Origin of the sequence: Fretibacterium sp. OH1220_COT-178 (genome assembly GCF_003860125.1) — a bacterium.
GTDB lineage: Bacteria > Synergistota > Synergistia > Synergistales > Aminobacteriaceae > CAJPSE01.
Genome location: NZ_RQYL01000020.1, coordinates 17,227 through 39,873, shown reverse-complemented (window position 1 = coordinate 39,873; position 22,647 = coordinate 17,227). Strand labels below are relative to the sequence as shown.

Genomic DNA, 22,647 nt, shown 5'->3' with positions numbered 1-22,647 from the left:
TGCCGCCTTGTCGAATCAGGGCAGCATAACCTTGAAGATGTATTTGAATATCCCCACCAAAACGGCGATGGACGATACCGATACGGCGAGGCACAGGAAGAAGCGCTTGCCCCTTTGCAAGTAGAAGAGGGAGCAGAGCAGAAACAAAAACGAGGCCAGAGGAAAGTGGAGGATGGGAAGAAGGATCGAATAGGCCCCCAGCATCGCAAGGATGAACACGACGTCCCAGGTGAAGAGATAGCGCAACAGGGGGCCGGGGCCCGGGAGCGGCTTTCCCTTCTTCAGGCAGCGCCGCAGCTCGGCCAGACCCATGAGGACGATGACGGCCGATGCGAGTTTGGGAGCCACGGAGGGGGAGGAGAGCTCTCCGCTCGTGATGTCCATGGCGAAGTAGTAGCCCAACGCGCCGAATAGGACGCACAGAAGGGCAAAGGCGAGTTCTCCGGGTTTTCTGGAGTTCGTTTCCGAATGATCCTGCATGGTCGGATCTCCTTTCGCGGGATGGCGGCTTTCTCCGTTTCGGGGAGGGGGGTGAAGGCTTCGGCCGTCGAAAAACAGGCCCCCGCCCAGGGCGCGGCGGGGGCCGTACTTGCGGCCTAGGGTTCGGGAATTCCGAACTCGGCGGGGGACCTTTTGGCGGCCCCGGCCCGCTGCATCAGCCACGCGGCGACCGAGCGATTCTTGTCGACGTATGCACGGGCGTCCTGCCCGGTCAATGCGAGCTTGGTGCCCCCGAGGTTTTCGGCGAACTTGTCGAAAACCGGATTCCGGGAGGCCTCGATGAAGGCGTCCTTGAGCTTGTTCACGATATCGTCCGGGGTTCCCTTTTTGATGAAGACGCCGTAGAAGGCCTCCCACGGGAGATAGCGCTCATATTCGGGAAAGAACTCCGTGATGGCGGGGAGGTCGGGAAACTGAGGAAGGCGTTTGTCCGCCAAAACGGCCAATGCGCGGATTTTGTTCCCTTTTATGAGCTCCGCGGCCGACAGAAGCCCTACCGGGACCGCATCGATATGGCCGCCCATCAGGGCCGTCAGCGCTCCGGCCTCCCCGTCGAACTGGACGAAGTTGAAGCGGACGCCTTTATGGATGTCGGTCATCATGCAGCTTGCGACGTAGGGGAACCCTCCGGGCCCCGTGCTGCCCATGGAGAACTTCTTCTCGCCCTGGGCAGCGTCGATGAAATCCTTGTAGGTGGCGTGGGGGGAGGAGGGGGATACGCAGACCACGCCGGTGTTGCCCATGGCGATCAGCAGGGGGATGAACTCGTCGTAGTCGATCTGCGAGAGGTTCATCACCTTGTAAAGTCCCTGATTCTCGGCTCCGAACAAAAGGCTGTATCCGTCGGCGGGTGCGTTGTGGACGTAGGTCGTGGCGATCGCCCCCGAGGCGCCGGTCTTGTTCTGCATGACGATGGAAGCGCCCAGCTCCTTTTCCGCCAGCGAGGCCAGGGCGCGGGAGACGTTGTCCGTGACGCCCCCGGCGCCCCAGACGATGTAGCCGTTGATGTTTCTCTCCGGATACTCCCCGGCGAACGAGGCGGAAGCGGCAGCGAGCGTCAGGGAAACGAGCAGCAGAGAGGTGAGTTTTTTCAGCATTGGAGAATCCCGTCCTTTTTTGTGGAGTGTATTCTCGAACCTTCTTAGAAGATGCGGAAGCTAGGGCTTGGGGATTCCGAACTCCTCGGGGGATGCCTTTGTCACCCCGGCATCCTGAAGGAGCCAGGCGACGTTCGACTGGTTCTTGCGAAGGAACTCCCCGGCCTCCTCCCCCGAGAGGGCGAGGGGGATGCCGTTCAGGCGCTGGATGAAGTCCATGAAGCTGGGGTCCTTTACGGCCGTCATGTAGGCGTCCCGCAGTTTCGTCACGATGTCCTCCGGCGTCCCCTTCTTGACGAACGCGCCGTAGAAGTGCCCGATGGGCAGGTATTGGGCGAACTCGGGATAGATCTCGGTGATCGCCGGGACGTCGGGCAGCTGTTCTACCCTTTTGTCGTAGATGACGGCCAGGGCGCGCAGCTTGCCCGTCTTGATCAGATCCACGGTGCCCGCTCCCATCATGCTGATGGGCATGCCGTCGACGTGTCCGCCCAAAAGGGCGGCGATTCCGGAGCCGTCCCCGTCGAACCCGACCAGGTTGAACTCGACGTTGTGCATGGCCTTCAGGATCGAGGCGATGACGAAGGGGATTCCTCCGGTACCGGTGGAGGCCAGCTTGATCGTCCTGGGACTGGCCTGCGCGGCCTTGACCAGCTCATCCAGGGTCTTGTAGGGGGTGTCGGGATGGACGCAGATGACGTCGACTCCGAAGACCATCAGGCAGAGCGTCTCGAAATCGTTGTAGTCGAACTTGCCGAGCCCCAGGATTTTGTAGAGGGCCGGCCCTTCGGCGTTGTAGAGAATGGAGTAGCCGTCGGCGGGCATATTGGAGACGAGCGTCGTGGCCAGAGAGCCTGCGGCGCCGGGCTTGTTCTGCAGAATGATCTTGGCGCCCAGAAGCTTTTCGACCAGCGGGGTGAGGGCTCGGGAGGCGTTGTCCGTTCCGCCTCCGGCCCCCCAGGCGATGTAGCCGTTGATGTTCTTGTCCGGATAGGCCGCTGAGGCAGGAAGAACCTGCTGCAGCATCAGGAACAGAATGGCCGCTGCCGTTGCGAGCGATCGTTTCATCGAACTCTCCTCCGTTTCTCTGATTTTGCGCATCGTGTGCGCATTTATCGGGATCTCGTCCCGTATTTCCGCCGTCAGGAGGGCCGGGTCCGCGAGGGGTCGAAGAACTCCCCGAAGAGAACGGCCTCGTCCGGCTGATCCCTGAGGATGGGACGGGCGACCCAGGTGCTCTGCATGTAATGCTTCAGGGCGATGTTCTCGGAGACCATGTTGCCGCCCCAGATGCCGCATCCCATGCTGGAGGTCATGGGCATTCCGTTCTCCGCGCTGCCCGCGTTGGCCTTGGACTGAGGCTGCCGGACCATGATGCGGGTGACCGGAGCCCGGAGGGCCAGACGGTGAATGTGTTCGTCGTCGTGGCTGTAGATCCCGCAGGAGTGGCCGCGTCCGCCCACACGATAGATCCGATCCATCATGGCGAGCGCGTTCTCGAACTCCCCCTCGTAGCGGTAGAGGGCCAGCAGCGTGGTCAGTTTCTCGCCGGAGAACTTGTGCTCCTTGCCGATGCCGTCGCCCGTGACCATGATGAATCGGCGATCCTCGGGGATCTCGAACCCGGCGGCCTGGGCCAGTTTCTGGGGCGAGACCGCGACGGTGGCGACGATCCGGTGTCCCTCCTCGTCCCACATGGCGCGCTTGAGTTTTTCGCGTTCCTCGTCGTTGGCCAGGTAACCGCCCTCGTCCTGGAGCGCCTTCACCATCCGGTCGTAGATTTTGCCGTGAATGATCAGATTGCCGTCCGCGGAACATCCCGAGCCGAAATCCGAGGTCTTGCTGATGCGGGTGTTGCGGGCGGCGATCTCGACGTCCGCCGTCTCGTCGAAGATCATCGTCGCGTTGCCGGCCCCCGAGCAGTAGGCGGGTTTTCCCGAGCTGTGCGCGGCCTTGGTCATGGCCGGACCCCCTGTGGCCATGATCAGGTCGCCCATCTTCATGATCTGCTCCACTACGGCCATGTTCGGGTCCTCGATGCACTGAAGGAAGTCCTCCGGCTCCCCAAGGGCCCTGAGCGCATCCCGCATCAGGCGCACGGCCTCGAACGTCGTCTTTTTCGTCCGTGGGTGAGGGGAGAATATGACGACGTCGCGGGCTTTGAGCGCGTAGATTGCCGTGACGATCGGGGTCAGCTCGGGATTGGTCATGGGGATCAAGGAGGCGATCAGCCCCGCGGGCTTGGCGTAGCGTACCAGCCCCTTTTCGGGGTTCATCTCGACGATCCCGACGCTCCTCTGGCGCAGGGCATCGCGCAGCACGCCGAGGATCTTGTGCCGCTTGCCGTAGCGGCCGTTTCTGTCGCCCGCCCCGCTTTCGTCCACCCCCATCCAGCACAGGCGCTGAAAATCCTCGGGGTTGCCCGCAGCCCAGGCCACGGCCCGGCACATACGGTCCACCCTCTCCTGCGAATACCCCTCGATGACGCTCTGGACCCGGCGGGCCCGGGCCACGAGCTCCTCCAGCATCTGAAGCTGTTCGGCTGTTATCTCCTTGGTTGCCATGAACATCACTCCTTAAACTGCCCGTAAACGAAATTGGCGGTGGAATCCGGGACGGCTCCGGAATCCGTCGTCCCGCCTTCCGAAGTCCCCCGGGCGGGCACGTCGGGCGGCGGCAAACGGCAACGGCGTTTGCGGGCTATTTTGAATCAGACGATGCCGTGTTTGGCCATGTACTCTTTCGCCGTTTTCAGACAGCGGCGCGCGTGTTCCGTCGCTCCCCAGTCCGCGACCCGCGCCAGGTGCGGCAGCTCGATGGAGAGGACGACGTGCTCCGGAAGCCTGCGGATGATGTCCGCGACGTCGATCGCCCCTTCCCCGACGTAGTAACGGGCATCCCGTCCCGTATGGATCAAGCCTTCCTTGTCCGCGGGGATCTCCGGAGGGCCGTCACAGATGTGGGCCATGTGGAACAGTTCGCGGGGGCAGTCGTCCAGCTCCTCGGGCCGGACCCGGGAACGGTGGAGGTGCAGCGTGTCCACCATGATTCCGGCGTTGGGGCGCTTGACCGCGTCCAGAACCTCGCGCACGCCTTTAAGCGTGCTGACGCTGGCCCAGGTGACGAACTCGAGGTTCACGGTAAGGCCGTACTGGCCGGCGAGGTCGCACAGCGCGGCGAACTGCTCCGTGTAGAAATCCTTTCTGTCCGTCCAGATGCTGCTGATGACGTTCCTGACGCCCAATTTGGCGGAGGCCTCGAAAGCGCTCTCGTAATTCCTGACGTCGATGCCGTCCCCGATCTTTGCCAGCTCGATGTCGTTGATGAAGAGGCCGGTCTCGTCGAGCGCCTCCCGGGTGAGATCGAAGAGCCTCTTGTTCTTTGCCAGGTCGAAGTCGTTCTCCCCCTTGACCCCCATGCTGATGGTGCGGATGCCCACGCAGTCGTAGCCCAGCGTGCGGGCGTTGTAGATCATTTCCGGGGGCGACCAGGCAAGGACCGTCAGTTGGGCCAGCGAATATTTTCTGGACATCTTTCTCCTCCTCGTGGAATCGGTTTTGTGTCTAACGGTAGAGCAGGTCGAACGAACTGCGCATCTGCAGGACCGGAATCTGCCCCGGTGCCGATGCCGCGCTTCCCACGGCGAAGGTGAGGTCGGCCCCGTAGAGCCCGCCCGCAATGCGGCTGACTTGTCCGAGCTCTCCCATGGACATGGTGATCAGCGGGATGTCCGGAAAATCCCTGCGGACGGCCAGAGTGGCCTCGAAGACCTTCAGCACGTCCTCCTCCGACTGCGGCATCAGGGCGATCTTCGCCACGTCCGCCCCGCAGGCGATCTGGCGTGCGAGCTGGGCATAGATGAAGGGCATCGAGGGCGTCTTTTGAAAATCGTGACAGGAGACGATGAGGGAGACCCCGTTGGGGGCCGACAGGGCCTTCAGCCGGGCCAGTTTCTCGGGGCCGTAGCTGAGCTCCTTGTCCACGAAATCCACCAGCCGTTTCTCGATCGCCCCTTCGTAGAGCGCGTCCTTTGCCCCCTCGGAGACGGCCTTGATGCCGCCCTCCCAGTGTCCGCGGCAGGTGAGGATGACGGGCAGGTCCCCCACGAGTCCGCGTATCTCGGCCAGCAGATCCAGGGAGGAGTCCGTATCATCGATCGTGTCCCATGCGTCCACGCGAAGTTCGATGATATCCGGAGCGACGCGGTTGAGGTTCTCCACCTCGGCCAGAATCCCGGGTCGGTCCTTTCCCACGAGGGGGACGCAGATCAGGGGGACCGGGCCCCCCAGGGTTCTGCCCCGGGCGACGATGGGTTTCGCCGGCAGCGGGCGGGTCATTCCCAGACCCTCCCCGGTTTGGACTCTCCGCGCTTGACGTAGATATCGTTGATGTTCCAGCAACCCGCCGTGATTACGGGGGCGTTCTCCATCCGAACGTCGATGACGCAGGGCTTGTTCGAGGCCAGGGCTTTCTCCAGGGCGGGCCTGAAGGCTTCGGCGCTCTCCACGGTGATGCCCTCGATGCCGTAAGCTCGGGCTATCGCCGCGAAGTCGGGGGAATAGGGCTCCCCGTCGCGTGTAAAAAGAGTTCCGAAGTGGTGTTCGTAGTGCTGGTACTCCAGGCCGGCGATGGTGCCGAAGGCGCAGTTGTTCATGACGACCCAGACGACCGCGATGTCTTTTTCCGCCGCCGTCGCCAGGGGGGAGACGTTGGCACCCATGCCTCCGTCGCCGATCAGCGCCACGACCTTTTTGTCCGGGCGGGCCACCTTGACCCCGAGGGCTGCCGAGGGGCCGTAGCCCATCGTGCAGAGCCCTCCGGGTGCGACGAAGGTTCCCGGCTCGTAGATGGGAAATTGCTGGCCGACGCCGTTCTTGTTCCACCCCACGTCCGCCACGACGTACCCGTCCCGGGGCAACGCCGCCCTGAGGTCCGCCAGGATGCGTTCGGGACGCATGGGAAACTGCCCGGAGGTTTGCGGCCCGGTCAGCGTCGCGCGGTAGTTCCGCTTGGCCTCGGCGATGCTTTTGACGGTCTCGGGGCGCCGGACTCCCTGGGGATAAAGCCCTCTGGCCGCCTCCAGAATGGCCTCCAGAGCCTTTTTGGCGTCGCAGACCGCCCCCGTTTCGGTTTTGAAGTTGCGGCCGATCTCCTCCTGATTGATGTCGATATGGATCAGCTTCGTGGGGGGAATGTCGAAGGTCTCGCCCCGATACCAGGAGCTGCAGTCGGCCTCGGAGAGACGTGTGCCGACCGCGCACAGGACGTCGGCGTTTCTTGCCATGGCGTTGTTGAATTCCGTTCCCCAGAATCCCGTCATGCCCACGGCCAGCGGATGGTCGTCGGGGATGGCGCCCTTGCCCATGAGCGTGTAGAGGACGGGGATGTCGAGGTGTTCCGCCAGCGCCTTCAGGGCTGCCGAGGCTCCGGCCGATATGACGCCTCCTCCGGGGTAGAGAACGGGAGCCCTTGCATCGCCCAACATGCGGGCGATCCGCTCCGCCGTTGCCGGATCCATGCCGGGCCTGGGAAGTTCGGGAATGTTGTCGTAGCGGCGCTCGAAGAACTTCACGTCGAGCTCCATCGAAAGGATGTCCATGGGGATGGATACGAGGACGGGGCCGGGTCGCCCCGTGACGGCAAGGCGGAAGGCCTTGTCCAGGATGTCGGGGAGCAGTTCGGGCCGATCGACGCGCCAGGCGCGTTTCACGAAGGGACGGTAGATCTCGAACTGCGACGCGTCCGCGTGGAGGTTGACCTCCTGGTGCGGGTGACGGCCGTAATAGCTGCTCGGGACGTCGCCTGCGATGACGACCATCGGGATGGAGTTCAGGCCCGCCTCCGCGACTCCGGTCGTGGCGTTGGTGAGTCCGGGGCCCAGATGGGTCATGAGGACGCCCGGAACTCCATTTCCCTTGCCCCGCGCGTAGCCGTCCGCGGCGTGGGCGGCGATCTGCTCATGCCGCACGGAGATGTATTCGATGCGTGAACTGTCCTTGAAGGCGTCGAGCAATGCGATCACCGTGTGCCCACAGAGCCCGAACACCTTTTCCACCCCGCGGGTCTCCAGAAAGCGAACCAACTGAAAAGCGACCAAATCCGTCTTCATCTCATACCTCCCGAGCGATTGGGTTGCAGTCGGGCCCCTTTGCGGACGACGACATCCTGAAAGCGATCTTCCGCGCCGGAGGGGACCGAGGCCGTTCGTCGTATTTTTCTAATCCGTCGCAAAAAGAAAACTGCCAAGGTCCTCGAAACGTTTTTGTCCGGGAACTGACGGCCTCAAAATTCCACTTAGCGGAATTAAAATAACAATAACAGAATGATATATTGTTTAATGGGATTTATATCGCATGCGCATGCGTTTGTCAAGCTTTGAATACAGAATTTTTGTGCATCTGTCTGTCCGGATCGCCTGCGGAGTTTTGTCCGGAGGTCGGAGAAATTGTGGGCTATCGTCCAAGTCGATGATAGAATAGCGGGAGAATTTTCCGGAATCCCGTAGGGAGGATTCATCACCTTTAAGGAGGCAGGCAGAGTGATCAATATCATCTGGTTCGGATTGTTGTTCATCGGCATTGTGGTGGGAATGGCCACAGGCAACGTCCAGGCCGTCACCGATGCGGCGATCAAGAGCTCCAAAACGGCGGTGGAGCTGTCCATGGGGTTGATCGGCGTCATGGCCCTGTGGCTCGGCATGATGAAGGTTGCGGAGGCCTCGGGCCTGGTCCGCAAGCTGGCCCTTGCGCTGAAGCCGTTGATGGTCCGGCTCTTCCCGGACGTCCCCGCCGATCACCCCGCCATGGGCTCCATCCTCATGAATCTGGCCGCAAACGTCTTCGGCCTGGGCAATGCCGCAACGCCTCTGGGCATCAAGGCGATGCAGGACCTCCAGACCCTCAACACCACGGAGGACACGGCGACGGACTCCATGTGCATGTTCCTCGCGATCAACACCTCTTCGGTGACGCTGATACCCGCGACGACCATCGCCTACCGGGTGGCTGCCGGCTCCACCAACGCCGTCGAGATCATCGGCCCCGCCATCTTCGCGACCTTCGTCTCGACGACGGTGGCCGTGATCTCCACCAAGATCATGTGCCGCATGCGCCGCTACCGTTCGACGAAGCCGGACAAGGCCTTTGCCGAAGCCTTCGGACCCGGGGCCGCGGCGGAATAGGGAGGGGGAGAGAGCATGTTCGTCGATTCCATCAATGCGATTTCGCTGTACGCCATTCCGGTGATGATCCTGGTGATCTGCACTTATGGAGTTTTGAAGAAAGTGAAGGTCTACGAGGTCTTCACCGAGGGGGCCAAGGAGGGGTTCTACACGGGGGTCCGCATCATCCCCTTCCTCGTGGCGATGCTCGTCGCGATCGGCGTGTTTCGCGCCTCCGGCGCCATGGGCTACCTCGCTCAGATGCTCGCCCCTCTTACCGAGCTGATCGGGATGCCGGCGGAGGTCCTTCCCATGGCCATCATGCGCCCGCTGTCGGGCGGCGGCGCCAGCGGCATCATGAACGAGCTGTTCAAAGTTCACGGTCCGGACTCCCTGATCGGACGCATGGCCTCGGTCATGTCGGGCGCGACGGACACGACCTTCTATGTCCTGGCCGTCTACTTCGGGGCCGTCAGCATCCGAAGGACGCGCCACGCTCTGCCCTGCGGCCTTCTGGCCGACCTCGCCGGGATGTTGGCCGCCGTCTTCATCACCAATCTGATCTTCTGAGTCGAAGGCATGAACTATCCCGAAAGACTGCGGGAGGGCGACACCGTCGCCCTCCTCGCGCCCTCCTCGCCGATATCCCCGGAGGACGCCGAGGCGTGCCGGCGCCACTTCGAAGATCGCGGATACAGGGTTCGCATGAGCGGCCTCGTCTCGACGCCGCTCCACGGTTATGAGGCGGGAGCCCCTGAGGACCGCGCGCGCGAGCTCAACGCGGCCTTCTCGGACCCCGAGGTGCGGGCGATCTTCTGCGTCAGGGGCGGAAACTCCGCGTGCCGCGTCCTGGAGCGGGTCGACCTGGAGGCGGTCCGCGCCAACCCCAAGATCTTCGTGGGGTACAGCGACATCACGCCTTTCCATGTGCTGTTCAACCAGAGGGCGGAGCTGATCACCTTCCACGGCCCCATGGTGAAGTCGAACATGATCCGCGGCTTCGACGCGTTCTCCCGTACGAGCCTGGACGCGGCGCTGTCGATGGAGCCCGGCGGGGTTCTGGAGTTCCGAAACCCCGAGGGAAGCGCCACGGAGCCCCTCTGCGGGGGGGCGGCGGAGGGGCTCCTCGTCGGGGGCAACCTGGCCCTGCTGACCTCGCTTCTGGGCACGCCCTACGCGGCGGACACCCGGGGGAGGATCCTCTTGATCGAGGACGTGGGCGAGACCGTGCCCCGCGTGGCCCGGATGCTCCATCATCTGCGGCTCGCCGGAAAGTTCGAGGACGCCGCGGGCGTCCTGATCGGGGACTTCACGGACTGCACCAATGCGGCGGAACCGGACTATGGCGTCAACGCCCTGATGCGCGACTTTTTTGCCGGAATCGGCAAGCCCGTGCTGGCGGGGATCCGCACCGGGCACGGTTTTCCCATGGCGACGCTTCCTCTGGGGATGCGCTGCCGCGTCGATGCCGGGGGAGGGAGCGTCCGGTTTTTCAGGGACTGATCGGACGAGGGGGTTCGGCAAAAAACGGACTGTCGCAAACCCTTGGCGTATGCTCGTGTTTCCAGCCACGATCAAAAAGAGGACTTGGAACGTCAAAAACAGGTCCTGGAACTGTATTGCGCACATCAAGGCTGGATGTTTGAGGTCATCTCAGACCTCGGCAGCGGCACGAACCACCACAAAAAGGTCTGAAGCGCCTTCTGAACGAAGTTCTTGATGGCTGCGTCGCGCGCTTGGTTGTGACCCACAAAGATCGTCTTTTGCGCTTCGGAGCGGAGCTTGTGTTTGCCATCTGCGAAGCGAGAAACGTCGAGGTCGTTATCCTGAACAGCGGTTAAGTCCCTTTATATGGGAGATGATTGGTATCAGGAAGCTACGCTTGTACTTGGAGACGACGGTGTTCAATTATTACTTTGATGTCGACAGAGAAGGACATTGCGACACGGTAAAGTTGTTTGAAGCTATTGGAACGGGACTGCATGAGGGGTATGCTTCAGAGTATGTGATGGCGGAGTTGAAAAGGGCGCCAGAGCCTCAACGGAGTGATATGCTGACTCTTGTCGAGAAATACGGCATAAGAGTTATAGCTCCCGGTCTTGATGCTGTGCACTTGGCAGAGCGTTACATAAAGAACGGGATTATCCCCAACGCTTATCGCTTCGATGGGGTGCATATCGCAGCCGCATCAATTTACAGGCTTGATTGCGTGGTTTCCTATAATTTCAAGCACATCAATCGTGCCAAAACTAAGATTTTAACTGCCGCAGTCAACCATGAAGAAGGGTATAATAGTGTCGTAATTTGTACAGCTAAGGAGGTGCTGGATGATGAGCAAGAAGATGTTTGAGACATTTGAGGACGAGCTGGATGCGATACGCTTACGCCTCTATGAGGAAGTCAAAGATATGACGCCTGAGGAAGAGATTGCTTATCTAAAGGCACAAGTTGAGCCTTTATATCAGGAATTTGGTATACGTACAAGTGATCTCAAACCGGTGAAGCCAATGAAAAGAAAGGCGGCCGCTCTTGGATAGTCAAGAGGAGCTTAATGTGGAGTAGACGGTGGGTATCCGCGTTTCCACAGGAATACGCCGTGAGTTCCACGGTGTCGGCCTGTGGAGAGGAAGACTCTGACCAAGGGCGCAAGCTTTTGGTGAAACCGGCCTCTATGAAACAGGAAGTTAGCATTGAACATGTATAGACATGTTTGGATAAGTCTAACGGAACGGGACGGGATCGTGTTCCGCCAGCCGGGGCGGAACGGAACGAAACAAAAACGAGCGCGGCGGGGCTTTCGAGCCCTGCCGCGCCGTTCTTGGGAGACGCTAGTTCTCTTTGGTGCGGTCCAGCACGGTCTTGTAGCCGCCCGCCCCGTAGTCCAGAAATTTCTTGACCCGGCTTATGGTCGCCGTGCTCGCCCCGGTCTGCTGGGCTATCTGCGGGTAGGTCCTGGCCTCGCTCAGCAGGCGGGCGACCTCCAGCCGCTGGGACAGGGCCTTGATCTCCCCGATCGTCGCGACATCCTCCAGAAAGTTGTAGACCTCCTGGCGAGTCTCGAGCTTCATAAAGGCGTCGCAGAGCTTATCCGTAAGGGCATCCTTCCAGTTTTCCGCCATGGCGTGCACCCCTTCCGCGTGTCCGTTTTGGAAGATATCATGATAATTTTCCAACAGTATACCGTATTCGCGGACCTTATGGCAAACGTTTTTTCATGGGGTGCGTGCCGGCCCGTATGAGGGGAGTGGAGGGCGGCTCTCCTGTCGGGATCCGCCTTCTGAGGCGGAATTTCATGTTCATCCGCCGTAGGCGGAATACCTCCGCATCCCCCTCTTCCAGAGCAGAGCACAGGCCGCGGACAGAAGGAACACCCATCCGATCGCCTTGAATATGCCTGCGCATGCCGCCTCCGCGGGGATATGCCCCAAGAGGAACATCGTCGGAATGTAGCTCGTGTGTATGAACGGCAGCAGATTCAGGAGATTGAAAAACGAGTCGGGCAGCAGCAGCAGCGGAAATATTGTCCCTGCCGATATGTTCCGGAGGACCCTTATCGAGGTGTAGAGGGAGGAGACCCTGGAGAAATAAAAGCTGTAGAGGCCGATCAGGAAATCGATCAGAAAGTTGATCAGATAGCCTGCCGCCGAAAGTGCGGCGAATACGATGACGTTGGAGCCGGTTGGATGCAGCGCGATATGTTTTTGCAGGAGAACGTAGAGGATCGTCAGGGGGACCGCGTTCAGGACGATGAAGACCACGCGCTGAGGCAGGTCGAGCATCAGCTGGTAAAGAGCGTAGCTGCATGGTTTCAGAAGATGGCGGTTCAGGTCTCCCAGCCGTATGTCGTCCGAGATCCTGAATACCGACACCGTCGTGGTGACGTTGCTCACGATCAGCGTCACGAAGTAATAGGTGACGATGTCCTCCGTCCCCAGCGGCATGTCCTCGCTGCCCTGCGCCGCGGCGATCCACAGCAGCGTATTGACCCCGAACGGCACCAGGGAGAACAGGAAGGAGGATATGAAGTTGACCCGGTATTCCAGCTGGCTGGCCAGGCTTGTCCTGAATATTCTGCAGTACGTCCGCACGGCGGCCCCTCCGCTCATTTCCGGTACAGCTCCCTGATGACGTCGTCCATGCCGACATTCTCGATGTTGATGTCGTTCAGCTCCTCGATGAAGTGGCCGGAGATGCCCTTCAGGATATCCAGGCTGGTCCCGGAGTCCGCGGAAATCCTGATGGCGTTGTCCTCCATTTTTTCGGCCTGAAAGTTCCCCATCCGCCCGAGGGCTTCGATCAGCTCGTCCGCATTGGGAGCCCTCAATTTCAGGATGAAATACTTTCTGCTCAAAAAATCCCTTTTGAAGTTCTCGAAGGTGTCGGCATAGATCTTCTCCCCGTGGTCGATCAGGATCAGAGAGTCGCAGAGGGATACGATGTCGTTGAAATTGTGGCTGGTCAGGATGACGGTGGACCCGTATTTCCTGCAATGGCTCTTGAGAAACTCCCGTATACCGTACTGCGTGATGACGTCCAGCCCTATGGTGGGTTCGTCGAGGAAGATCACGTCGGGGTTGTGGATCAGTGCGGCTATCAGCTCCATCTTCATTCTCTCTCCGAGCGACAGGCGCCTGACCTGCACGCCGAGCTGCCCTTCCACGCCCAGTGTCTCCGCCATCGCGTCCAGGGTATTCCTGTAGTCCTGGTCCTTCACCTCGTAGATCGTCCGGTTCAGCTCGAAGGAATCCAGGGCCGGCAAGTCCCACCACAGCTGGCTTCTATTCCCCATGACCATGGAGATGCGACGCAGATAATCCCTCTTCTTGTCGAAGGGACGGTAGCCCAGCACCTCGATCTGCCCTCTCGTGGGCATGATCAGGCCGGCGAGCATCTTGAGGGTGGTGGTTTTGCCCGCCCCATTCAGGCCGATCAGGCCGGTTATCGTCCCCTTGGCGATCCGGAAGGAGAGATTTTTCACCGCGCTCCTGTACAGCGTCTCGCGGTGAAACAGGTTTTTTATGCTCCCCCTCAACCCCGCGTCCTTTTTGTAGTAGGCATAGTCCTTGCAGAGGTCCCGTGCCGTGATGACGGCCTTTTCGCTAGCTGCCCGCACCGACATATCTTCTGAGCCCCCTGTCGAATACAAAACCCGATAGACGAAAGACGATGAAAGTCGATAGGAAGGAATAGAGCACGCAGTACGGGCTCAGTCCTCTTATGACGAACAGGATCGGAAAATTGAAGCACACCAGCAGAGGGATCACGAAGATGAGGATTTTCTGCACGGCCTGGGGGTATATCGTCATGGGCTTGTTCCCGACGGTAATCAGCTCGGAGCCGATGCCCATGACGATATCCATCCTCACGAACCAGAAGGAGAGGGACATCAGCAGGAACATGATGGAATAGATGGACAGAAAACCGTTGAGCGAGAGCAGAAGGTACGTCGCCGCCCCGGCAGGGGTCGGGGATATTTCAAGCCTCGAGAGGCACCAGGCTATTCCTCCCGCGTTGAGGGCGATGTTTTTGATCTGCGGAATGTCGAATTCGCTGCACGAAATGTTGAACCGCTTGTTGATGGGCTTCAGCAGGACGAAATCCAGGGCGCCCGTGTTGACCATGTCGGGCAGCCTGCGCAGGCCCGGGACGATCAGGAAGGTGAACGTGGAGTCCATCAGCCCCCCCTGGAACGTGAGCATCAGCATCTGGACCTTGTTCCAGCCGTTGATCTCCTTCGTGTGTGCAAACACGACGTTGATGAAGATGACGTACATGGCCGTCCATACGAGTTCGAACGTTCCGCCGGTGACGAAGTTGAATTTGTACTCCATCAGGTTCATCAGGGAGCCCTTCAGATAAGCCTTCATGACCGAGCGATATTTTTTCATGGGGCCGCTTCCTCCTCCGAAAAAATATGGGTCGCCGTTCCGACCTCGCGGACAGCTTATCATTTGGGTGCGACAGCTATATGTCGTAGTTGGACAGGAACTTGCGTGCCGTTTCCTTCAGCTCCTCCCGATACGCCTCCGGGCCGACGACCGTCACCCTGTCCCCGAAGCTGAGCAGCAGCGCTTTCCACAGCCGTTCTTTTGCGGGAACCCGGATGAATATCCTGCCCGTATCCTCCGTCAGCCTCTCCATCGGGCAGTCGGGGAAGTACTCCTCCATCAGGGGCGCGTCCCCCGCCGGAAACCGGACCTCTATGTCGATGCAGGTCCTGTAGTACGCCTGCTCCGACTCCTTCATGCGCTGCTCGACATCCCCGTGATCGATCCGCGATCTTCGTTCCGAAACCTCGAGATTGCGTATCCTCGCCACCTTGAACGTCCGGTATTCCCCGCATTCCTCGGACCAGGCGAACAGGTACCACGCGTACCACTTGTAGTGGATGGCCAGCGGCTCGACGTGGGGGCGGGATTCCCTGCCGGCTGCGTTCCGGTAGTCGAACGCAATGCAACGCCTGTCGGAGATGGCCGACTCCAGCGCGGCGTTCAGGCCCTGGACCCTTTGGTTTTCTTTCGTGACGCTGAAATCCCAGAAGACCTTCCGGCCCCCCTCCCTTTCGATGATGGCGTTGTATTTCTCGATCAGGGAATTGAGGGTATCGTTGGAGTAGGAGGTTGCGAGGCTTTCCAGCGCCCGCACGATCATCTGCTGTTCGCCGCTCCGGATGTCGATGTTCTTCATCTTGAACTCCGGCAGGATGGAATAGCCCCCGAACCTGCCGTTGACGGAATATACTGGAATTCCTGCTGCGGATATGCCGATCATGTCCCTCTGGATGGTCCTGACCGAGACGTGGAACCGCTCCGCCAGACGGGAGGCGGAGACGTTGTCGTGATTCAGCAGATGGATGATGATGCCGAGCAGGCGGTCCGTTTTCATGGTCTCGCCTCCGATCCGGTATGGGTAAGATTTTCCGGCGCCGATTTCTGCCTCCCCGATATTATCCCTCTTCCCGCCGTTTCGGGAACGGATTTTCTTGAACAGTTTGACCCATAGAGCAATTATCGCTAAAATTGAGGCTAGAGCAACTCATCATTTTGGCCTCGGCTTCCGCGTGGGGGAGCAGACGGGCAACTACCTCGATTTTCAGTATACCTCGCGGGATCTCACGGGCACTGCCCTGCAGACCCTGCCCAAGGCCGTCTCCTTTTCGGAGAATGTCCATGTTCAGTCCATAGCGCCTGAGGAAGGGACAAACCGGGCTGTTTTGCACATCCGTGGAATGGGTTTCCACTCGAGGCCGGAAAACAATCAGGTGCGTATTGGCGGAATCGAGGCTGAGGTTTTCCTGCCGTCTAACCCTCGATCCCTCTGGGCTCAGCTTCCCCCGCAGTTGGAGGAGGGCAAGCATCTGGTGCAGGTACGGGTCAGCGGCGACGACGGCAGGACCTGGACGAGCTGGACCGACGACCCGGTCTGGTACACGGTGACCAAGAAGCTGGGAGGGGCGGTCAAGGTCATGGTGTGGGACAGCGGCAACTGGAAGGACGACGCCTTCCGCCTCTTTCTGGATGGGGTGGACAAGGGGACCCTGTACGCCTCGCCGGGCTCGTACGTTAAAACGTGGGACGGCCTTCTGCTGACGCCGGGGCCGCATACGGCAATGTTGCTGGGGGTCAATGCGCCCGATGGCGTAGGGACGTATAGCATCCGCATCACGGGTGATGTCGATGCCCCCGTGAAGGATGATGGGATCGACCTTACGCCGGGAGTGAGGAAGTTCTATCGTTTTAACGTCAAAGGGGAGTCAAGCGCCAAACGGGGCGTTCTGGGCACGGTCTTGGAGCCCGACGTTTCTAAGGTGCTTTATTTCGAGTAGCGCAGGGTGTTGCGGATCCCCCGGCCTTTCCGGGGGATTCGCGCATCGGGGAGGCGAGGTGCCGATGGAAGCGCGTGTGGGGGATCGAACGGCAGCGATTGAGGGCAGGAGGACGTGGGGATGACGCCGCTGCGTTTCGTGCTCGGGCTCCTCTGGCTGGCTGGGTCGTCGGCCTGGATGCTGCCCCTGCCCTGCGTGCACCTTTGGCGGGCGTGGGGGTACCGGAGCGTTCGGGTCGGAGCCCGGAACGGCACCTTTGCCGCGGTGGGGGCGGTGAGGCAGCTTTGCTTCATCGTGTCGGGCATTGTTGCGGGGCTGTCGGCGTTCTGGTGGGAGCACCTGTATCTCTGCCTCGAGACGGCCTTGACCCTTTTGCTTCTGGGTGTGTGGCTGATCTTTTTCGAGGCGCCCATAGACGGCCTGTTCGATGCGGACGACGAGGAGGTTCTGAGCAATGAGGAGATGCTGTCGCTGTGGTACGGCGGCTTGAACGCAATTTACGCTCGGGCCCGAAGCCGATGGGGTGTGGATTACAGCTTTTCCCGGACGCGTGCCTGGTTTTGGGACGACCCCGAGCTTCGGGCCGCAGGTTATTACTTCAAGGCCCAGTTTGCCGCTTTTCTGTTGGCGACGTTGCTGCTGCTGATGGCGGCGGGGAGAATTTCCGGCACCAGAGAACTTAAGATGATTTATTTGCCAGGTAATTACAAGATACTGTCTGACGAATACGTATTGAGAAATATGCCCGGTTTATGGGTCCGGATTCCCATGGCGCTCTTTACCTGCGTCGTATTTCTCCCCTTTGCCTGGGCCATCCGCCGGGAGTGGATGGCGCGTTACCGGGAGCTGGTTCGCGCCCTGAGAGAGGGCAGGGACCCGGACCTTTCCGACCGGGCACGCATGGCCGAGATGCGCCGGGCGGTTCTGGGCTGGGCTCGGGAGAAAAGTCTCGTCCATTACGACCGAAATGCCGGCGCATGGAGGCTGGGCTCTGGGGCACAATCGGAAGGGGGGCGCCTGATCGGATGACCCCCGATGATTCCTATTCTTCCATCTTTCCCTTATGGCTGGGTTCCCTGTGGCTCGTCGTGTCTTTCGTCTGGCTGCTTCTGCCTCTTTGTCCGCACCTGTGGCGCTCGGGGCAGTTTTGGAGGCAGCGCGGCGAATCGCCCCTCGATGGATATGCCCGAGAGGGAGTACTCTGCCGCATATCGCTTCTTTTTGTCTTGGTCTTTTTGGGGTTGACACCTGTTTGGAAGAATTATTTCGTGTTTGTTTTTGCTGGAGTGGGCATTGTTGCGGTTGTCCTTCCTTTGTTCCGGGACATATTCGAACGATTGAGAGGGCCGTCCTTGGTCGGTCGTGGAAGCAGCGAGAGCTCCCCGGAGCCGGAGCGAGAGCGTGTGTTTCCCCGGGATGGGGTAGCTGCAAGCGTTGGGCCGTGCAGTGAGGAGGCCGAGGGTGCTTTGACCGACGAGGTGATGCTGTCGCTGTGGTACGGCGGATTGAACGGGGTCTATGCGCGGAAGTTCCGCGGAGCGGGTCGGTGGATTGGAACGCCTTTGAACCATACGCCTCCGGAATACCTGCGGGCCTGGGCCTCGGACAATCCCTACCTGCGGGCGCTCGCCTACTATATCAAGGCTGTACTTTGCCTGCTGTCCATAATAGTCGTGTTTCTTCTCTTTACAAGCAGTGACATTATGGTTTTTGCTGATTTTTGGGAAGAAAACATTACGGGTTATGATTGGAGTGACTTGGTTTGGCGTTTTGTGTCATGTCTTGCCGTTATGGGGCCTTTTTTTCTTTATTGTTTCTGCTTCCCCGGCAGGGAGTGGAGGAAACACTATCGAACTCTGTCGCGAGCTCTTAAGGAGGGTCGGGATCCGGACCTTTCCGACCGGGCGCGTATGGAGGAGCTGCGCCGTACGATCCTGGGCTGGGCGTGGAACAGCGGCTACGTCCGGTACGACCGAGAGGTGGGTTGGCGTCTGAACGCTCCCTCGAAAGGGTCGAAGGGCGGGCGACTGGTCGGATGACGGCCCATGCCGTCAACGTCCCCCGGCCTTTCCGGGGGATCCGCGCATCGGGGAGGGGGGTGCCGATGGATAATGTCGAGGTCAAAAGCCTGGGGCCGTGCAGTGAGGAGGCCGAGGCGGCTCTGACCGACGAGGAGATGCTGTCGCTGTGGTACGGCGGACTGAACAGGATTTACGTGCAGAAATTCCGTGAAGAGGGACGATGGGTTTTCGAATTTATACCTGATATCCCAAGGGAATGTTTCAGGGCCTGGACTTGGGACAACCCCCACATGCGTGCCTCCGCCTATTATTGCAAAGCCGTATTCGGCCTGCTTGCAACGGCGTCCATGGGCATTATTTTCGGCTGTTCTTGCATCGGAAGTTTTCTGGACCGTATGAAGCATACCTCCATGTTGGAGAATCTGGGGCTGCTGCTTCGTAGCCTTGCCATCTCCTGGGGGCTCATCGTCATCCCGCTTTTGGTGTTGTCGCATAAGAGGAGATACAGGGTATGGATATCCCATTACCGCGTTTTAGCCGCCGCCCTGAAAGGGGGGAGAGACGCCGATCTTGCCGATCGTGTGCGTATGGAGGAGATGCGCCGGACGGTCCTGGGCTGGGCATGGAACAGCGGCTACGTTCGGTATGCCGATCGATGGCGACTGAAGATCCGGGGAGGGCGAGGAGCGAGATGACCTTGAGTTTGGCTTGGGGAGTCCTATGGCTCATTATCGCGATTTTTTTTGCATTTTTCATTCCATGCGTTCATCTGTGGCGTTCCTTCGGCTTCATCCCTCCTCGTGCGGGCATGCAGGAGGGGGCTTTTGCCATTTGGGGAGTGCTGAAGACGTTTTGTCTGATGGGCTTCGTCATTGCGTTGGGGCCGATCGGGTTCCATGCCGAAGCTCGCCCGCAGTATGCGGAACTCTGCCTGAATGTGGCCGGCATTTTTCTTTTGCTGTGGGCTCTGATGCTCTACTTCGAAGCCCCCATCCGCGGCCTGTTCGATGCGGACGACGAGGAGGTGATGAGCGACGAGGAGATGCTTGCTCTGTGGTACGGCGGCCTGAACGAAAAGTATTTCTTGAAGAAAATGGAATCGTACCGGTCGCAACACCGCAGGGCTGTCTCGGAGAAGGCGTCGGGAATCAATTTTTCACACACATGGGCCTGGGCCTGGGACAATCCCTGCCTGCGTGTTGTGGCCTATTATTTCAAGGGGCAGAGCACCCTCTATGCAATGTCGTTCCTGCTGCTTCAGGTAGTGGGGTTCACGTATCAAAAGGTCCAGGCGATACGAGGTCCCTCGTGTGCCCTCGCTCAGGATGCAGCGGTCCTTTCCTTTCTCTGCGTCCGTATCCCCATGACGATTCTGATCGGTTTCGTGTTCTTTCTCTTTGCCAATGCCATCCGCAGGGAGTGGATGCCACACTACCGTGCATTGGCTTGCGCGCTGAAAGAGGGGCGTGACCCGGACCTGTCCGATCGTGTGCGGTTGGCCGAGATGCGACGGGCGGTCCTGGGATGGGGAGTGAGCAGCGGCTATGTTCGTTACGACCGGGAGTGGGGCGTCTGGCGGCTGAACGCGCAGAAGGGGCGGATGATAGGATGACGAGCCGATGTTTGGTGCTGAGCCTGCTGTGGGTCATCGTTACGTTGGTCTGGATGTTTCCCGTTCCCTGCGCATGGCTGTGGCGTGCCTTCCGAAGTCCGTGGCAAGGTCCGCGGTTTTGTGAATATTATGCCCGATGGCTGATCATCAAATGCTTTGTGTTTATCTGTAGCGGTCTATCGCTGGGGATAGGGGTTATCTGGTGGGACTATTACCTCCGGTTCATAGTGGTGACGCTCGTTATGCATCTTTTATTTCTTGTCTGCGGTTCAGGTTTTTATAAGGATTTCGACGAGCGGCGGCGCAGAGCCTCATAAAGGCCCGTAGCCGTCAACGCCCCCCGGCCTTTCCGGGGGATTCGCGCATCGGGGAGGGGAGGTGCCGATGGAAGCGCGTGTGGGGGATCGAACGGCAGCAATTGCAGGCAGGAGGACGTTGGGATGACGCCGCTGCGTTTCTCTCTGGGGAGCTTATGGCTGACGATAGGTTTGGGGATATTTCTGTATCCTGTAGGCTATCTGTGGCAAGCACGGAATTACCTGCCCAGACGTGCCGGGGCTCACTTCGGCAGGTTTGCCGTCCTGTGCGATTTGAGGGCGCTGTGCTGGGGCGGAGCAACCATCGCCGTGGGGCTGGGCGGAGTTTGGCGGGAGTTCGCGCCCCGCTGTACGGGATTGGCCTTGACGCTCTTTCTTCTGGGGTTGTGGCTGGTCCGTTTCGAGGCCCCCATAGACGGCCTTTACGATGCGGATGACGATGAAGTTCTGGATAATGAGGAAATGCTCTCCTTGTGGTACGGAGGATTGAACACGAAATATATACGGCATCTCGAGGATCTGTACCATTCGAATTTTTTCAGCAGAGGGAGGCTGGAGGTTCTCTTTCCCCGTACACGGGCTTGGGCCTGGGATTCCCCTCGCCTGCGCGCTTTCGCCTATTACATCAAAGGACAGAACGTCATGTTCCTGGGGATGTTGTTGATGATGGGGGTTGTCGGCAACATGCTCGGACGTCTTGACGGAACTCGCGAACTCGATGTCCCCTTTCAAGAGGCAGCCGTGCCCAATCTGTATGTGCACATCCCTATGACGATTTTCGTCGGCATTGTTTTTTTCACCTTTGCCTGGCCCATCCGCCGGGAGTGGATGGCGCACTACCGGGAGCTGGTTTGCGCTTTGAGAGAAGGCAGAGACCCGGACCTGTCCGACCGTGCACGGCTGGCGGAGATGCGCCGGACCATTCTGGGCTGGGGACAGGAGAAGGGTTACGTTCGCTATGACCGTGAGGAACGATGCTGGAAGCCGAATGAGGGAGCGGTGAGTCCCGAATGACGACGCTGCGGTTCGTACTGGGGCTTCTGTGGTTGGTGGCGGTGTCCGGTTGGTTGTTCTTCGTTCCCTGGGTGCGCTTGCGGCGGCTGGGGCGTATTGGGGAACGGAAAAGATCCTCCGTTGACGAATATGCCCGGTGGGATGTCGTCTTCCAGATACAGCAGAACTGCGGCGGGATTCTGCTGGGATTGTTTTTTATCTGGGGGAGCAGAATGGAATCATATTCGTTGTCGATGATAGCAATGTACATTATTGTGATAGCGGCATCGAGCATAATAAATACCATACGATTTTACATGTCGAAAAATTGCCGCGAAGGTAAAAAAGCATGAGGAAAAATGATGAGAACAGGGACTCGACGAGGAAGTCTGGGGTCATGTGACGAGGAGGCCAAGGCGGCGCTGACCGAGGAGGTTATGCTGTCCCTGTGGTATGGCGGGCTGAATAAAGTCTATGTCCGGAAATTTCGTGGTGAGGGGCGATGGTTCTTCTGTCCCGCCCATAATACATCCACCCCCAGGGAATTTTTGCGTATCTGGGCTTCCGACAATCCTTACCTGCGTGTCTTTGCCTATTACTGCAAAGCGGTATGGGGGATCTTGGCTGTCGCGTCCATGGCCCTGTTCCTCGGCAATTGGAGTCTGGGCAGTTTTGTGGACGATCTCGAACGCGCTTCCGTGGCGGATAGCCTGGGACCGTTTTTTTACGTGTCCATCGTTCTCGTTGTTCTCCTGGGCATCCCGCTCCTCATGCTGTCGCTCGAGATTTATGGCGAATGGATGCCCCAATGTCGAGCACTGTCCCGTGCGCTGCGTGAGGGATTGGACCCGGACCTTTCCGACCGGGCGCGTATGGGGGAGCTGCGCCGTGCGATCCTGGGCTGGGCGTGGAACAGCGGCTACGTCCGGTACGACCGAGAGGCGGGGTGGCGTCTGAACGCCCCCTCGAAAGGGTCGAAAGGCGGGCGGCTGGTCGGATGACGGCCCATGCCGTCAACGCCCCCCCGGCCTTTCCGGGGAACGTCGACGGCATGAGGACAGACGGGGAGCCGCGATTTACGTTGTGGTCGACAACGGCATAAGAGATGCCTTCAAGCTGTCC

The 22,647-nt window shown here is 59.7% G+C and carries 26 protein-coding genes and 1 pseudogene; 15 read left to right on the top strand and 12 right to left on the bottom strand.

Annotation, left to right across the window (positions count from 1 at the left end; translation table 11 throughout):
• Positions 1–15 precede the first annotated feature (15 nt).
• The gene (locus EII26_RS08975) at positions 16–480 is read right to left on the bottom strand and encodes a tripartite tricarboxylate transporter TctB family protein (protein ID WP_124888818.1); all 465 of its coding nucleotides are present in this window, start codon (positions 478–480) and stop codon (positions 16–18) included.
• Here EII26_RS08975 and EII26_RS13560 point away from each other — a divergent pair.
• On the top strand, positions 469–600 hold the full coding sequence (locus tag EII26_RS13560) for a hypothetical protein (protein WP_255415955.1): 132 nt from the start codon (positions 469–471) through the stop codon (positions 598–600). The two genes, EII26_RS08975 and EII26_RS13560, sit on opposite strands and share 12 nt — an antisense overlap.
• Here the strand turns inward: EII26_RS13560 and EII26_RS08970 are convergent.
• From EII26_RS08970 to EII26_RS08945, 6 genes are all read right to left on the bottom strand, one after another.
• Entirely contained in the window at positions 597–1,598 is a 1,002-nt protein-coding gene (locus tag EII26_RS08970; RefSeq protein ID WP_124888817.1) for a tripartite tricarboxylate transporter substrate binding protein, read from the bottom strand. The two genes, EII26_RS13560 and EII26_RS08970, sit on opposite strands and share 4 nt — an antisense overlap.
• Before the next feature lie 60 nt (positions 1,599–1,658).
• Positions 1,659–2,666 (bottom strand): Bug family tripartite tricarboxylate transporter substrate binding protein, encoded by a 1,008-nt coding sequence (locus EII26_RS08965; RefSeq protein WP_124888816.1) that lies wholly within the window; start codon positions 2,664–2,666, stop codon positions 1,659–1,661.
• Positions 2,667–2,740: 74 nt separating this feature from the next.
• On the bottom strand, positions 2,741–4,162 hold the full coding sequence (locus EII26_RS08960; protein WP_124888815.1) for an aldehyde dehydrogenase family protein: 1,422 nt from the start codon (positions 4,160–4,162) through the stop codon (positions 2,741–2,743).
• A gap of 146 nt (positions 4,163–4,308) precedes the next feature.
• A complete protein-coding gene (locus EII26_RS08955; protein WP_124888814.1) occupies positions 4,309–5,130 on the bottom strand; it encodes a sugar phosphate isomerase/epimerase family protein in 822 nt (273 codons plus the stop codon).
• 31 nt (positions 5,131–5,161) lie between these two features.
• The gene (aroD, locus tag EII26_RS08950; RefSeq protein WP_124888813.1) at positions 5,162–5,935 is read right to left on the bottom strand and encodes a type I 3-dehydroquinate dehydratase; all 774 of its coding nucleotides are present in this window, start codon (positions 5,933–5,935) and stop codon (positions 5,162–5,164) included.
• A complete protein-coding gene (locus EII26_RS08945; protein WP_124888812.1) occupies positions 5,932–7,707 on the bottom strand; it encodes a thiamine pyrophosphate-binding protein in 1,776 nt (591 codons plus the stop codon). The genes aroD and EII26_RS08945 overlap by 4 nt, the downstream gene beginning before the upstream one ends.
• Before the next feature lie 429 nt (positions 7,708–8,136).
• On the opposite strand from EII26_RS08945, the gene EII26_RS08940 reads away from it, so the two are divergent.
• The 6 genes and pseudogenes from EII26_RS08940 to EII26_RS08915 all read left to right on the top strand — a co-directional run bounded on the left by EII26_RS08940 (position 8,137) and on the right by EII26_RS08915 (position 11,294).
• Positions 8,137–8,778, top strand: coding sequence for a nucleoside recognition domain-containing protein (locus EII26_RS08940; RefSeq protein WP_124888811.1), 642 nt, complete (start codon positions 8,137–8,139; stop codon positions 8,776–8,778).
• 15 nt (positions 8,779–8,793) lie between these two features.
• Complete coding sequence (locus EII26_RS08935; protein WP_124888810.1) at positions 8,794–9,327, top strand: spore maturation protein; 534 nt, start codon at positions 8,794–8,796, stop codon at positions 9,325–9,327.
• 9 nt (positions 9,328–9,336) lie between these two features.
• Positions 9,337–10,260, top strand: a complete 924-nt coding sequence (locus EII26_RS08930; protein ID WP_124888809.1) for a S66 peptidase family protein — start codon at positions 9,337–9,339, stop codon at positions 10,258–10,260.
• 27 nt (positions 10,261–10,287) lie between these two features.
• Positions 10,288–10,595, top strand: a pseudogene (locus EII26_RS08925) (IS607 family transposase); the annotation flags it as partial.
• A gap of 50 nt (positions 10,596–10,645) precedes the next feature.
• Complete coding sequence (locus EII26_RS08920) at positions 10,646–11,107, top strand: hypothetical protein (protein WP_124888808.1); 462 nt, start codon at positions 10,646–10,648, stop codon at positions 11,105–11,107.
• On the top strand, positions 11,088–11,294 hold the full coding sequence (locus EII26_RS08915; RefSeq protein WP_124888807.1) for a hypothetical protein: 207 nt from the start codon (positions 11,088–11,090) through the stop codon (positions 11,292–11,294). Before EII26_RS08920 ends, EII26_RS08915 begins: the two co-directional genes overlap by 20 nt.
• A gap of 291 nt (positions 11,295–11,585) precedes the next feature.
• Here EII26_RS08915 and EII26_RS08905 read toward each other — a convergent pair whose 3' ends face one another.
• The 5 genes from EII26_RS08905 to EII26_RS08885 all read right to left on the bottom strand — a co-directional run bounded on the left by EII26_RS08905 (position 11,586) and on the right by EII26_RS08885 (position 15,642).
• Positions 11,586–11,876 (bottom strand): YerC/YecD family TrpR-related protein, encoded by a 291-nt coding sequence (locus EII26_RS08905; protein WP_124888840.1) that lies wholly within the window; start codon positions 11,874–11,876, stop codon positions 11,586–11,588.
• A 177-nt stretch (positions 11,877–12,053) separates the two neighbouring features.
• Entirely contained in the window at positions 12,054–12,863 is an 810-nt protein-coding gene (locus EII26_RS08900) for an ABC transporter permease (protein ID WP_199735156.1), read from the bottom strand.
• Entirely contained in the window at positions 12,860–13,876 is a 1,017-nt protein-coding gene (locus EII26_RS08895; RefSeq protein ID WP_124888806.1) for an ABC transporter ATP-binding protein, read from the bottom strand. Before EII26_RS08895 ends, EII26_RS08900 begins: the two co-directional genes overlap by 4 nt.
• Entirely contained in the window at positions 13,857–14,645 is a 789-nt protein-coding gene (locus EII26_RS08890; RefSeq protein WP_124888805.1) for an ABC transporter permease, read from the bottom strand. The genes EII26_RS08895 and EII26_RS08890 overlap by 20 nt, the downstream gene beginning before the upstream one ends.
• A 76-nt stretch (positions 14,646–14,721) precedes the next feature.
• Positions 14,722–15,642 carry a helix-turn-helix transcriptional regulator gene (locus EII26_RS08885; protein WP_124888804.1) on the bottom strand — a complete coding sequence of 307 codons (921 nt, stop codon included), beginning with the start codon at positions 15,640–15,642 and terminating at the stop codon, positions 14,722–14,724.
• A 175-nt stretch (positions 15,643–15,817) separates the two neighbouring features.
• Between EII26_RS08885 and EII26_RS08880 the strand changes: the two genes are divergently transcribed.
• The 8 genes from EII26_RS08880 to EII26_RS08845 all read left to right on the top strand — a co-directional run bounded on the left by EII26_RS08880 (position 15,818) and on the right by EII26_RS08845 (position 22,526).
• Positions 15,818–16,582, top strand: coding sequence for an IPT/TIG domain-containing protein (locus tag EII26_RS08880; protein WP_158612229.1), 765 nt, complete (start codon positions 15,818–15,820; stop codon positions 16,580–16,582).
• Between the two features lie 120 nt (positions 16,583–16,702).
• Entirely contained in the window at positions 16,703–17,611 is a 909-nt protein-coding gene (locus EII26_RS08875) for a hypothetical protein (protein ID WP_124888802.1), read from the top strand.
• Between the two features lie 437 nt (positions 17,612–18,048).
• On the top strand, positions 18,049–18,621 hold the full coding sequence (locus tag EII26_RS08870) for a hypothetical protein (protein ID WP_124888801.1): 573 nt from the start codon (positions 18,049–18,051) through the stop codon (positions 18,619–18,621).
• Positions 18,622–18,686: 65 nt separating this feature from the next.
• A complete protein-coding gene (locus EII26_RS08865; protein ID WP_124888800.1) occupies positions 18,687–19,298 on the top strand; it encodes a hypothetical protein in 612 nt (203 codons plus the stop codon).
• 143 nt (positions 19,299–19,441) lie between these two features.
• Positions 19,442–20,215: a hypothetical protein gene (locus EII26_RS08860; RefSeq protein WP_124888799.1), complete on the top strand. Its 774-nt coding sequence runs from the start codon at positions 19,442–19,444 to the stop codon at positions 20,213–20,215.
• A gap of 440 nt (positions 20,216–20,655) precedes the next feature.
• The gene (locus EII26_RS08855; RefSeq protein ID WP_124888798.1) at positions 20,656–21,546 is read left to right on the top strand and encodes a hypothetical protein; all 891 of its coding nucleotides are present in this window, start codon (positions 20,656–20,658) and stop codon (positions 21,544–21,546) included.
• Positions 21,543–21,878: a hypothetical protein gene (locus tag EII26_RS08850; protein ID WP_124888797.1), complete on the top strand. Its 336-nt coding sequence runs from the start codon at positions 21,543–21,545 to the stop codon at positions 21,876–21,878. The genes EII26_RS08855 and EII26_RS08850 overlap by 4 nt, the downstream gene beginning before the upstream one ends.
• A 9-nt stretch (positions 21,879–21,887) precedes the next feature.
• The gene (locus EII26_RS08845) at positions 21,888–22,526 is read left to right on the top strand and encodes a hypothetical protein (RefSeq protein WP_158612228.1); all 639 of its coding nucleotides are present in this window, start codon (positions 21,888–21,890) and stop codon (positions 22,524–22,526) included.
• Positions 22,527–22,647 lie beyond the last annotated feature (121 nt).

Bases quoted from the DNA above. Each gene is read 5' to 3' on its own strand.
- EII26_RS08960 (WP_124888815.1), bottom strand. From the start codon at position 4,162: ATGGCAACCAAGGAGATAACAGCCGAACAGCTTCAGATGCTGGAGGAG.
- EII26_RS08970 (WP_124888817.1), bottom strand. From the start codon at position 1,598: ATGCTGAAAAAACTCACCTCTCTGCTGCTCGTTTCCCTGACGCTCGCT.
- EII26_RS08850 (WP_124888797.1), top strand. From the start codon at position 21,543: ATGACGACGCTGCGGTTCGTACTGGGGCTTCTGTGGTTGGTGGCGGTG.
- EII26_RS08915 (WP_124888807.1), top strand. From the start codon at position 11,088: ATGAGCAAGAAGATGTTTGAGACATTTGAGGACGAGCTGGATGCGATA.
- aroD (WP_124888813.1), bottom strand. From the start codon at position 5,935: ATGACCCGCCCGCTGCCGGCGAAACCCATCGTCGCCCGGGGCAGAACC.
- EII26_RS08965 (WP_124888816.1), bottom strand. From the start codon at position 2,666: ATGAAACGATCGCTCGCAACGGCAGCGGCCATTCTGTTCCTGATGCTG.
- EII26_RS08905 (WP_124888840.1), bottom strand. From the start codon at position 11,876: ATGGCGGAAAACTGGAAGGATGCCCTTACGGATAAGCTCTGCGACGCC.
- EII26_RS08935 (WP_124888810.1), top strand. From the start codon at position 8,794: ATGTTCGTCGATTCCATCAATGCGATTTCGCTGTACGCCATTCCGGTG.
- EII26_RS08890 (WP_124888805.1), bottom strand. From the start codon at position 14,645: ATGAAAAAATATCGCTCGGTCATGAAGGCTTATCTGAAGGGCTCCCTG.
- EII26_RS08875 (WP_124888802.1), top strand. From the start codon at position 16,703: ATGACGCCGCTGCGTTTCGTGCTCGGGCTCCTCTGGCTGGCTGGGTCG.
- EII26_RS08865 (WP_124888800.1), top strand. From the start codon at position 18,687: ATGGATAATGTCGAGGTCAAAAGCCTGGGGCCGTGCAGTGAGGAGGCC.
- EII26_RS08945 (WP_124888812.1), bottom strand. From the start codon at position 7,707: ATGAAGACGGATTTGGTCGCTTTTCAGTTGGTTCGCTTTCTGGAGACC.
- EII26_RS08930 (WP_124888809.1), top strand. From the start codon at position 9,337: ATGAACTATCCCGAAAGACTGCGGGAGGGCGACACCGTCGCCCTCCTC.
- EII26_RS08975 (WP_124888818.1), bottom strand. From the start codon at position 480: ATGCAGGATCATTCGGAAACGAACTCCAGAAAACCCGGAGAACTCGCC.
- EII26_RS08845 (WP_158612228.1), top strand. From the start codon at position 21,888: ATGAGAACAGGGACTCGACGAGGAAGTCTGGGGTCATGTGACGAGGAG.
- EII26_RS08955 (WP_124888814.1), bottom strand. From the start codon at position 5,130: ATGTCCAGAAAATATTCGCTGGCCCAACTGACGGTCCTTGCCTGGTCG.
- EII26_RS08855 (WP_124888798.1), top strand. From the start codon at position 20,656: ATGACGCCGCTGCGTTTCTCTCTGGGGAGCTTATGGCTGACGATAGGT.
- EII26_RS13560 (WP_255415955.1), top strand. From the start codon at position 469: ATGATCCTGCATGGTCGGATCTCCTTTCGCGGGATGGCGGCTTTCTCC.
- EII26_RS08900 (WP_199735156.1), bottom strand. From the start codon at position 12,863: ATGAGCGGAGGGGCCGCCGTGCGGACGTACTGCAGAATATTCAGGACA.
- EII26_RS08895 (WP_124888806.1), bottom strand. From the start codon at position 13,876: ATGTCGGTGCGGGCAGCTAGCGAAAAGGCCGTCATCACGGCACGGGAC.
- EII26_RS08885 (WP_124888804.1), bottom strand. From the start codon at position 15,642: ATGAAAACGGACCGCCTGCTCGGCATCATCATCCATCTGCTGAATCAC.